General features: G+C 38.8%; 12 protein-coding genes. 9 read left to right on the top strand and 3 right to left on the bottom strand.

Annotated features, from left to right (window positions below; genetic code table 11):
- Positions 1 to 139 precede the first annotated feature (139 nt).
- Positions 140 to 1,450 (bottom strand): hypothetical protein, encoded by a 1,311-nt coding sequence (locus tag B4237_RS10015; protein WP_286942949.1) that lies wholly within the window; start codon positions 1,448 to 1,450, stop codon positions 140 to 142.
- 61 nt (positions 1,451 to 1,511) lie between these two features.
- Between B4237_RS10015 and serB the strand changes: the two genes are divergently transcribed.
- The 3 genes from serB (at position 1,512) to B4237_RS10000 (ending at position 4,102) form a co-directional block, all read left to right on the top strand.
- Positions 1,512 to 2,732, top strand: coding sequence for a phosphoserine phosphatase SerB (serB, locus tag B4237_RS10010; protein ID WP_004878150.1), 1,221 nt, complete (start codon positions 1,512 to 1,514; stop codon positions 2,730 to 2,732).
- A 406-nt stretch (positions 2,733 to 3,138) separates the two neighbouring features.
- Positions 3,139 to 3,474 carry a ciprofloxacin tolerance protein AciT gene (gene aciT, locus B4237_RS10005; protein WP_004878149.1) on the top strand — a complete coding sequence of 112 codons (336 nt, stop codon included), beginning with the start codon at positions 3,139 to 3,141 and terminating at the stop codon, positions 3,472 to 3,474.
- Positions 3,475 to 3,622: 148 nt separating this feature from the next.
- On the top strand, positions 3,623 to 4,102 hold the full coding sequence (locus B4237_RS10000; protein ID WP_004878146.1) for a hypothetical protein: 480 nt from the start codon (positions 3,623 to 3,625) through the stop codon (positions 4,100 to 4,102).
- 45 nt (positions 4,103 to 4,147) lie between these two features.
- Here B4237_RS10000 and dtd read toward each other — a convergent pair whose 3' ends face one another.
- Entirely contained in the window at positions 4,148 to 4,588 is a 441-nt protein-coding gene (dtd, locus tag B4237_RS09995; protein WP_019385667.1) for a D-aminoacyl-tRNA deacylase, read from the bottom strand.
- A 152-nt stretch (positions 4,589 to 4,740) separates the two neighbouring features.
- Between dtd and pncB the strand changes: the two genes are divergently transcribed.
- From pncB to B4237_RS09970, 5 genes are all read left to right on the top strand, one after another.
- Positions 4,741 to 5,946, top strand: coding sequence for a nicotinate phosphoribosyltransferase (pncB, locus tag B4237_RS09990; protein WP_034604835.1), 1,206 nt, complete (start codon positions 4,741 to 4,743; stop codon positions 5,944 to 5,946).
- Between the two features lie 302 nt (positions 5,947 to 6,248).
- On the top strand, positions 6,249 to 7,097 hold the full coding sequence (locus B4237_RS09985; protein WP_023012725.1) for a sulfurtransferase: 849 nt from the start codon (positions 6,249 to 6,251) through the stop codon (positions 7,095 to 7,097).
- Positions 7,094 to 7,945, top strand: a complete 852-nt coding sequence (gene asd, locus B4237_RS09980; RefSeq protein ID WP_278595795.1) for an archaetidylserine decarboxylase — start codon at positions 7,094 to 7,096, stop codon at positions 7,943 to 7,945. The genes B4237_RS09985 and asd overlap by 4 nt, the downstream gene beginning before the upstream one ends.
- 190 nt (positions 7,946 to 8,135) lie before the next feature.
- Positions 8,136 to 8,450 carry a helix-turn-helix domain-containing protein gene (locus B4237_RS09975; RefSeq protein ID WP_278595794.1) on the top strand — a complete coding sequence of 105 codons (315 nt, stop codon included), beginning with the start codon at positions 8,136 to 8,138 and terminating at the stop codon, positions 8,448 to 8,450.
- 35 nt (positions 8,451 to 8,485) lie between these two features.
- The gene (locus B4237_RS09970; protein WP_278595793.1) at positions 8,486 to 8,806 is read left to right on the top strand and encodes a hypothetical protein; all 321 of its coding nucleotides are present in this window, start codon (positions 8,486 to 8,488) and stop codon (positions 8,804 to 8,806) included.
- A 385-nt stretch (positions 8,807 to 9,191) separates the two neighbouring features.
- Here the strand turns inward: B4237_RS09970 and B4237_RS09965 are convergent, their stop codons facing one another.
- On the bottom strand, positions 9,192 to 10,076 hold the full coding sequence (locus B4237_RS09965; protein WP_286942944.1) for a LysR family transcriptional regulator: 885 nt from the start codon (positions 10,074 to 10,076) through the stop codon (positions 9,192 to 9,194).
- 93 nt (positions 10,077 to 10,169) lie between these two features.
- On the opposite strand from B4237_RS09965, the gene B4237_RS09960 reads away from it, so the two are divergent.
- Positions 10,170 to 10,577 carry a PACE efflux transporter gene (locus B4237_RS09960; protein ID WP_349679987.1) on the top strand — a complete coding sequence of 136 codons (408 nt, stop codon included), beginning with the start codon at positions 10,170 to 10,172 and terminating at the stop codon, positions 10,575 to 10,577.
- Positions 10,578 to 10,629 lie beyond the last annotated feature (52 nt).

The raw sequence follows: 10,629 nt of genomic DNA, 5'->3' as shown, positions 1-10,629 counted from the left end.
CAGAAACGGCATTAGTATTCGATAAATCTGGCATAGTTTACCGCATTTTAATAAATTTCGCCTGTGTGCTTGATCATCAATTAAAAAACCTAGTTCTATAACAAAGAACTAGGTTGGTTTTGCAGTCATGATGGACGCGTTATGGCGTTGAAATATCGATAGATTCAGCAGATGATTTTGCTTTTTTACCCATCAAAATCTCAGTGCGAAGGTTTTGAGCAACCGTTGCACATGCTTCATTCATACCATTAATCATAAAGGCATGACGGGTCATAATATTGCTTGGATTTGGCATTGTGACCAATTCATAATTATTTTGAATCTCTTTGAGTTGATCATGATTCAAATGCAATGCTGCTTCTTTAGCATGTAAATGTTGAGTTAAACGTTTGGATGCTTCAATCGCATCGAGTTGCATTGCATCGACTGCACAAGCAACAGCACCGCGAGTTTGCAGTGCAAAGCGTTTATCTTCACGGTAGCGTTTATATAGAACATCTGCCAATAATTGGAAAACTCCCCCAACCATCATCAAACATTCAAGCGCATGTGGTTGATCTGCACTTGTTGATAATGTCGCACCATCCGCATTAAATTCTTGAACAACTTGAATTTTCTCTGCATCGATTTGGTAGTGCTTCGTACATAGATCAATACTTTTATCTAAGAATAATTGGCACAATTTAAAATAAGGCAAAGAAACCGATTGATTGACGCTACTCAATAACTGTTTTGGATCATAAAACTGAATATTAAGCGCCAATGATTGGTCATCTAACGGTGCTTGATCGCTCACACTTTTTTCAATACGTGGTTTCGGTTGAGCTTTCGCTTGCTGCTGTGCTTGAGCAACCAAGGTGACAGTATTTTGCTTTTCTAAAGCTAAAGCTTGTGTTAAACGTTGAATTTCATGCTTAAGATGATTTTCTTGATTGATCTGCGCAAGATATTCACTGCGTGTTGGTCGCGCGATTGCACGATACGCAAGCCAAATTAAGCCATGAATAAACAATGAAACTAGAATCGCCAACCATTGTGTTCTTAAGATTTCTCCGATGCTTGGTTCGATCAGCGTAATTTCAACCGTTCCGACTTTCTTTTCATTTTGTAATGCATCACGGACAAAGACCTCACCTTGACGTGTCTTTGCCATACCACTAGTCGCAAGGACTTGTTTATTGGCATCCAAAATACGAATCGAGGCAACGCTCGGATTGGTTGCATAACGATTGGCGACCAATGCCAAAGAGACTGTATTTGCAGGCTCTAATTCTGAAAGACTATCTGCCACCAACTGACTGGTCATCAGTTGTCCTTGGCTAGCGCGATTTTCATTAAGCTGATGGGTTGTTGCAATCACCAATAAAAAGGTATGCAATGCAAAACTTACGGTGAGTAGGCTAGCAAATAGCCCTTGTCGAGGCGCATTCAAGTTAAACTTCCAAGGCAAATAGATTCATGGGTTATGTTATGATTCTTACAATAGTTGTCGCTCAACCACGAGTCAATTCATGCGAGAAATCATTCTTATATCCTTTTTAGGACCAGATCAACCGAATCAGTTTACTCGATTAATGCAGGTACTCTCCGTACATTCTTTGCAAATACTCGATGTTGGTCAGGCTGTTATCCATAATCAACTTACCCTTGGGATCGTTGTTGCTTCGGATAATGAGACTGCAACAGCACTAGCAATGAAAGAAATACTGATTTTAGCACATGATATTGGCTTAACTGTGCGATTTAAACCAATCTCCAACGCAGAATATGATCAATGGGTGAGTGAAGGTGGGCGCACACGTTATATCGTGACAGCATTGGCACCTGAATTAACGGCTGAACATTTGCAAGCCGTCACAAAAATTGTTTCTAGTCAAGGTTTTAATATTGAGACGGTTACACGTTTGTCAGGTCGTTTGGATTTAGATGCGGAGCAAAGTTCTCCTCGTCGTGCCTGTGTGCAATTTGGTCTCAGTGGGCAAATGCTGGATGCGCAAGCCATGCGTGCCGCTTGTTTAAGCTTATCGGGTGAGTTGAATATCGATGTGGCCGTGCAAGAAGACAATGCTTACCGTCGTAATCGTCGTTTAGTGTGCTTTGATATGGACTCAACGTTGATTGAGCAAGAAGTGATTGATGAACTAGCACTAGAAGCAGGTGTGGGTGCTCAAGTCGCTGAAATTACTGAACGTGCTATGCAGGGTGAACTTGATTTCCAGCAAAGTTTTAGAGCGCGTGTCGCTTTATTAAAAGGATTGGATGCATCTGTTCTACCGAAGATTGCTGAACGCTTGACCATTACTGAAGGCGCAGCTCGATTGATTTCAACCTTAAAAGCATTGGGTTATCGTACGGCAATTTTATCTGGTGGTTTTCAGTATTTTGCTGAATATCTTCAAGAGAAATTAGGCATTGACGAAGTCCACGCCAATATTTTAGATGTCGAAAATGGTGTTGTAACAGGCGAAGTAAAAGGCGCAATTGTCGATGGTGCACGTAAAGCTGAATTATTACGTCAGTTAGCCGATAAAATGGGGATTTCTTTAGAGCAGGCGATGGCTGTAGGGGATGGCGCAAACGATTTACCGATGCTTTCGATTGCAGGTTTAGGCGTGGCTTTCCGAGCGAAACCATTGGTTCGCCAAAATGCCAACCAAGCGATCTCAAGCGTTGGTTTAGATGGCGTGCTGTACTTATTAGGTATGCATGATAAAGATTTAAACCGTGCTTAAAATATAATCTTGGGTGTTAAATTATGCCGTGATTTGTCACGGCATTCTCCATTTTGGTGCGTCATTAATCCGTCATATTTATGTCTAAATGTATAGAAAAACAACGATAAAAAAATTCAGAAAAAAGTTTTTTCTCAGCGAAAATGAGGCATGTTTTTTTGTAATGACACGCGGAAATTGACGCTATATAGAGATTCAGGTTTTTTGTAGATTAAAAAAATGTAATGACAAAAGCATATTGCGACATCTTATGTCGTATGATTAATTTCAGGCTCTTTTTTTCTAAAAAAAACGCTCCATAATGCATAAAGACGTTAATGCAATACGAATCACTGTTTAGAGATTACAGAACAATATGAGGTCTGATGATTGAATACAGACCACCTTATTTAAGACGGAGGTTTCTATGGAAGCAGCGAATTTCACCATGTGGGTTGGATTTGGCTTAATCGCTGTCGCAGTTATTGCTGTTTTCTTTTCTCCTTATCGTCGTTGGTTAGGTTTTATGTTGGCAGGTATGTTGAGCTGGGGACTGTTAGAAGTGGTGCGCTTTGGTGTGCAAACCGCGTTCGAAATGTCAGTCGCTTATAGTTATCTGACGGCACTGAGCCTCGCGATGGTGACGGTTACATTCATTCTTTTACGTGAAGACAAACAAGCACAAAAACAACTGGCAAATCGTCAGTATATTGAACATACACCTGTATATAAGGATGACCAACAACAATGTTCTAGCCGATAAATCATAATAATTCGAACAACATCAAAGGCATGCTAAGCATGCCTTTTTTGTATCAACTTTCTGCAACAAAGCTTTTACCGACGCTGCTACAATTGTGCTAGGATACGGTTGTCTTAATTTTCATCATTATACTGTGGGCATAATTGTCATGAAGCTTTCTTCTTTACCTGTGGTTAAGTTACCTATTGTTGATGTAAGCACTGATCCACTTGATTTGTTGGTGGCAGGTTTGGCGTTGCGTATGAAGCAATTGGCACGTACTAGCCCTAAGTTTATTGAGTTGGTACATGACCGCGAGTTCCGTATTCAAATTGGTACAGATTTGGGTATGGCACGTCAGATTATTGTGAACCATGGCAAGATTGATACCGTTGCAGGTAACCCTGAAAAAGCAGACTTTATTTTACAGTTTGCAGATAGTGAACAAGGTGTGAAAACACTGGTCAAAGGTGATCCAACTGCGTTCATGACAGGTATGCAAGACGGTAGCATTAAAATGGAAGGTGACTTCAGCTTACTCGTGTGGTTCAACCAGGCTGCTAAACTTATTCCACCTAAAGTGCCAAAACCTGTAAAAGAAAAAATTCGTCAGGCACGTGCATTTATCAAAGAAAAAACAGGCAAATGAGCCCAATAAAAAAACTCCCAAAAGGGAGTTTTTTATTCTCATGTATTATTCAATTTCTAAGTTAAATGTGACGGGTCCATCATTGATAAGATGGACTTTCATGTCAGCTGCAAAAATTCCTGTTTGAACATTTTCGAACTGTTGCTGAGCATACTCAACCAGTTGTTCATAAAGTGCTTTGGCTTCTGCTGGTGGCATCGCTGGTCCAAAGTCTGGACGTAAACCTTTCTGTGTTTGTGCCATTAGCGTGAATTGAGATACCAGTAATAGACCGCCATTGGCTTGGCTGATATTCCAGCCCATTTTTCCTTGTTCATCATCAAAGATGCGGTATTTTAAAATCTTATCAATCAGCTTTTTGCCTTTCTCTAAATCATCTTCTTTCCCTAATCCTAAAAAGACCAACAGACCTTGTTGAATTTCACCTGTAGTTTGACCATCAACAACTACTTTAGCTTCAAGAACTCGTTGTATTAATGCGCGCATAAGAGGAAATGATCGATTGAAAAAAGACAGACCAGTTTAACAGAGAGTTTGGGTAAAAATGAGCTGTGCAGCAAAAGTCTACTATTCAAGATTGGCTATTTGGTTGTATAACTAGAAATATTATGCAAAAGAATTGGTTAAAACCATCATCCATGTCTGCGATTATTCGATCTTTACTTGATACTGACTTATATAAGTTCACCATGTTGCAAGTGGTGTTACATCAGTTTCCACAAGCGCACAGTGTTTATTTATTTCGTTGCCGAAATTTAGACGATACGGTTTATCCTCTGGTTGAGATCTTGGATGATTTGAATCATCAATTGGATGTGTTATGTGAGCTTCGTTTTGCTGAGGATGAGCTGCAATATTTACGCTCATTGCGTTTTATTAAAAGTGACTTTGTTGATTATTTAGAACTATTCCAACTCAAGCGCCGTTTTATCAAAGCCAGTATAGATGAAGCGGGTCGTTTAGATATTCGTATCGAAGGGCCGATGGTTCAAGCGATGATGTTTGAGATTTTTGTGTTGGCGATCGTCAACGAGTTGTATTTCCGTAGAATTCGTCATGATGAGGTTTTTGTTGAAGGTGAACGACGTTTACAGCAAAAACTGCTACAATTGCAAAAATATGCAGAACAACAGCAAGAAAATGATCCTCCATTTTTAGTCTCAGATTTTGGGACACGTCGTCGTTATAGTTTTGAATGGCAAAAACATGTCGTACAAGCATTTCATTCAGCAGCACCGAAAGTTTTTCGTGGTACCAGTAATGTGCTATTGGCAAAACAATTGAGGATCAGTCCGATTGGAACCATGGCACATGAGTTTTTACAGGCTTTTCAGGCGCTTGATGTTAGATTGCGTAATTTCCAAAAGGCTGCATTAGAAGCATGGGTGCAAGAGTACCGAGGGGATTTGGGTATTGCTTTGACAGATGTGGTCGGTATGGATGCATTCTTGCGTGATTTTGATTTGTATTTTGCCAAGCTGTTTGATGGTTTACGTCATGATAGTGGCGACCCTTATGAATGGGGTGATAAAGCCTATGCACACTATTGTAAGTTGAAAATTGATAGTAAAACCAAGATGTTAACTTTTAGTGATGGTTTGAACTTAGAGAAAGCATGGCAGTTACATCAATATTTTAAAGATCGTTTTCAAGTCAGCTTTGGGATTGGTACGAATCTGACCAATGATATGGGGCAAACGCCTTTGAATATCGTGTTGAAGTTAGTGGAGTGTAATGGTCAATCTGTGGCGAAGATTTCAGATAGTTCGGGCAAGACCATGAGCGATAATGAAACGTTTTTGGCGTATTTGCGTCAGGTGTTTGAAATTGAGGAGGTTGAGTAGAGACATTACAGTGTCTTACCTAATTCTCATCAATTTTCAGGATAGACCTTCGGTGAGTTACTTTGGTTTTGCCCAAAGTAACCAAAGGCATTTGTTGAACTGACGGCACATCCTTGATGCCGCAGTTCAACGGGCGGCATCCATGCCGCCTCCGCACCAGTAAATTTTATACTTTTAGTCCATAATCTTTAAACTTTTTGCTATATCTCCTTTTCTGCTAAATTAATGCAAAAAATCAGACAAAGATAAAAAGTCGGCTATGCTAAAATTACGCATAAGGCGGATGATAAAACAGCATAACAATGACTGACGTAGATTTTAAACTTGATTTACTGATTGAACCTGAACAGCTCGTTCCTTATTTGGGACATGAGTTGATTCGTGTGGTTGATCTCAGCCGAGCATCGGTATATGAGCAACTTCATATTCCCCATGCTATTCATTTACAACCAAAGTATTTGGTTGCTCAACAAGAAAATGCCAATGGTGTATTGCCTGATATTGAAGGGCTGCAAGCACTTATTGAAAAGTTGAATATTTCACCACAGCATCATGTTGTTGTGTATGACGATGAGGGCGGAGCTTGGGCAGGACGTTTGATTTGGAATTTACATTGTCTTGGTTTCCACCGTACCAGTTTAATTAATGGTGGAATTCATGGTTGGCTGGGGGCAAGTTTGCCTACGACGGCAGAAGTTGAGACTGTCGTACCTGTTACCGATCCTTTACAAGTTGATTTGGATACAGTTCAACAGCATCGGATTGAATACAACGAATTATTAGAACACGTCCAAACTCAGAATATTCAGCTATGGGACTGCCGTACCAATGAAGAATATACGGGGTTACGTTTGGCTGCGCGACGCGGCGGTCACATTCCAAATGCACTGCATTTTGAGTGGAGCACTGCCCTTAATCGTGAAAATCATCTAAAATTACACCCGCTTGAACGCACACAACAACGTTTAGAACAATTAGGCTTTAATTTACAACAACCTGTGGTGGTGTACTGTCAGTCTCATCATCGTTCGGGCTTAGCGTATATTTTGGCAAGATTGCTCAATTGGCAAGTCAGAGCCTACGATGGTGCGTGGAGTGAATGGGGCAATCGCCTCGATAGTCCTATTATTTCAGGGGAGTCACCATCTTGAGTTTTGCAGCAGATTTAAAAAAACAATTGTTTATCAAAGCACAAAATCTTGTGCCACAACATCAACTGAGCCGTGTGGTAGGTAAAGTTGCTGCAAGCGAAAATTTTGTGGTGAAAACTGCTGTGATTCAAGCGTTCAAAGCAAAGTACGGCATTGACATGAGTATTGCTGAGCAAACGAATCCAAATCAATATAAATCATTTAATGAGTTTTTTACTCGTGCCCTGAAAAATGGTGTGCGCGGAATTGATGAACAAGCAGATAGTATTGTTTGCCCTGCGGATGGTGCGATTTCTCAGTTAGGCAAAATCGAAGCGGGTGATATTTTCCAAGCCAAAGGTCAGAGCTTTTCTGTAGAGAAATTAATTGGTGATCCACAACTTGCAAAGCCATTTGTAGATGGTCAATTTGCAACAGTTTATTTATCACCAAAAGATTATCACCGTGTACATATGCCTTTAGCGGGTACTTTGACTGAAACTTTATATATTCCAGGTGAATTGTTTTCAGTCAACCAAACGACTGCTGAAAATGTACCGGGTTTATTTGCGCGTAATGAGCGTATGGTGTGTTTGTTTGATACAGAACTTGGTCGCATGGCGGTGGTTTTAGTCGGCGCAATGATTGTGGCTGGTATTGAAACTGTTGCCACTGGTAAAGTGAAACCATCGGGTAAAGTTGAATTACAGCATCATCAAATGAAATTGGATAAAGGTGCAGAGTTAGGTCGCTTCTACTTAGGTTCTACTGCAGTGGTTTTATTTGAAAAAGATAAAATGGTATGGGAAGAGCAGTTTAAAGCGAACTCGACTGTAGTAATGGGTGAGCGTTTAGGTCATTCGATTTAATCAATAAAATTATAAAAAGCCCCTAGATAGGGGCTTTTTGTTTTACGTATTTCGCATAAGGCGTATTATGTTAATTTTAGGAAAGCTTAAAAAAACTCTATAGATAAAAATAATTTCAAAAAATACTTGATCTTAATACTCTTTAATACTATTGTATATTTTAACCACTAAAACATTTAAGAGTATTTTTATGTTACCTCCTAGAGATTCTAATGATTTCCACATTGCTTTAAAACAAGAACGTGAGAAAAAAGGATTAACAAATACAGAGCTTGCAGAAGCAATTGGTATAAATACAGTAATGATAGGACGTTATGAACATACTTGTCATGAAAACTACTACTCAGTACCAAGTCAAGAAACTTGGAGAAAATTGAACGATTACCTATCTACAGGTACTAGAGTTAATTTAAAATATTCAAATAGTATTGAAGACTTATCTGTAGAGGACTTAATTAAAGAATTAAAAAATCGTGGTGCTAAAAGTATTAACATTGAATGGTAATTTCGGCTTTAAAGAATTAAAAAATAGAGGTTAATATGTTTGAAGTAGAACAAAAATTTAATGAAGAAATGCGACAAATTTATGATAAGTCAAAAGAGCTTACTCCACCGTATAAACCAACAAGATTTAAAAAAATGCTTGATCAGTACGGAGGAGTTGAAACAGCCAATCGACTATTAATTTCATCAAGTAAAATACCTGATGGTTTTATAGAATTATATTCAAGAGGACCAGAAGCTTTAAAGCTAACAGTTGAATATCTCATTTTGAAACCCGAATATTCTGCTTTGTTTAATCCTGATCAGCAGGAAATAGCAAAGAAAAGGTTAAAGCAATTAAATATCGAGTTACCCTAATTTACCTCCATTTAACATAATGGTCGTTATGCGAAACCATATTGGAAAAATTATATTAAATCAATTCCTTAATGGTTTTTATACCGTCCTAAAAAAGATAAAGAAACTGACTTAGACACAAGTCGGTTGCTTTTTAAGCATGTTTGATATTTCTTGCCAAGCATAAAACTATTCTGTAAGCCATTTCCTACATAGATTAACGTCAATGTCCCATTTTCAGCCTAAGTTAAATTGCCTAATATGAACTCATCAGGAACAGGAAGTTCCAAAACATAAAACAAAAATAATAAGTTTGAGCATCAGGACGTGAGGTACGACAGGAGTTATACCTAAAGTGCGAAATACGAAAAAGCCCGACAGGATGTCGGGCTTTTTTTATGATGCTTTAAATTTGCTTTTCCCACAGTTGAATTAAACGCTGAAGTGTTTTACTTAACGGTTTGTAACTTGGCCAAATTGCATGAATGGGCATATCGAGACCATTGGTGGTGTTACTAAACTCTAAACGAATCAAACTGTGCTTAGAAAAATGTTCACTCACGATGGAAAGCGGGAAATTACCCCAGCCCATACCTTGCTCAACCATATTGATGGCCATCGCTAAATTATCGCTATACCAATACGCATCTGAAACTAAGACACGACGATCAGGCAAAGGATAATGCTTACTTGCGACGATGATTTGCCGTAACTCGGATAGCATGGTCAGTTCATTTTTATCGTGATCTTTGAGTTGTTGCGCATCTTTTGGAGAAATGGCAGCAACAAATTTCTCTACACCCAATAAACGGAAACGTTCATTTTTATCGAGTTCAGAAGAACTATAGGCAACATAGAGATCAATTTCATTATTTTGCAAACGTGCTTTAAGCTCTTGTTGTGGCGCACACACCATTTCAATATTTAACAGCGGATAAAGTTGTATCAATTGTTCAACACCAGCCAGTAAATATCGTTGATTCATATCAGCAGCAATACCGATTGAAATACGGGTTTCTAAACCAGTGGAAAGTTCTGTTAAATGCATGTCGAGCTGGCGCATTTTTGTCACGATCAATCGTGCATGTGGTTCTATTGAAAGGGCAACCTCTGTCGGTTCGAGATGATTTTTACTGCGTTCAAAAAGTTTTAAATTCAGTTCTGCTTCTAAATTGGCAATCGCCATACTCACCGCTGAAGGAACGCGATTCAATGCGCGTGCTGCCGCCGAAAAACTACCGCGATCAATAATTTCAAGGATCAGTTCAAGCTGTTCACGATTGAGTCTCATGTAATTCCTTGTCAGAAAATTTGATAACGATTAACTTTTTTTATCAGAATTAAAGCGTAAAATCCAATTTTTTATTGATTGCTAGGTGTTGTCATGCAAGGAACGAAAAGAAGAGTGACCTATGTATTTTTCTACGAAGTACTCAGCTTTTTTATCTGTGCCATGATTTTGGCTGCACTGTCAGGAACCACACTCAGCCATACAGGCCCTTTGTCGATTTTGATTGCAGTCATCGCCGTGACGGTCAACTTTTTCTATAACTATGTTTTTGAGTTATGGGAAAAAAGACAAGTCTCTAAAGCCAGAACGGTGAAAAGACGAGTGGCACATGCGATTGGCTTTCAGTTGGTGTTAATTACGATTTTAATTCCATTGATTGCATGGTGGATGCAGATTAGTTTAGTAAAAGCGTTTTTATTGGATTTTAGTTTAATGATTATTATCCCTTGCTTTACGTTTATTTATAATTATTTGTTTGATTTTAATTTTTGGATGTTCTAGTAATCAAATTTCCAAAAAAGATCACTCAATGTACTGGCATAAAAACTCAGCA

The organism is Acinetobacter sp. UBA6526, from assembly GCF_002434875.1.
GTDB lineage: Bacteria > Pseudomonadota > Gammaproteobacteria > Pseudomonadales > Moraxellaceae > Acinetobacter > Acinetobacter venetianus.
Note: the sequence above shows the minus strand (reverse complement) of the source record. Positions and strands in the feature narration are given on the sequence as shown.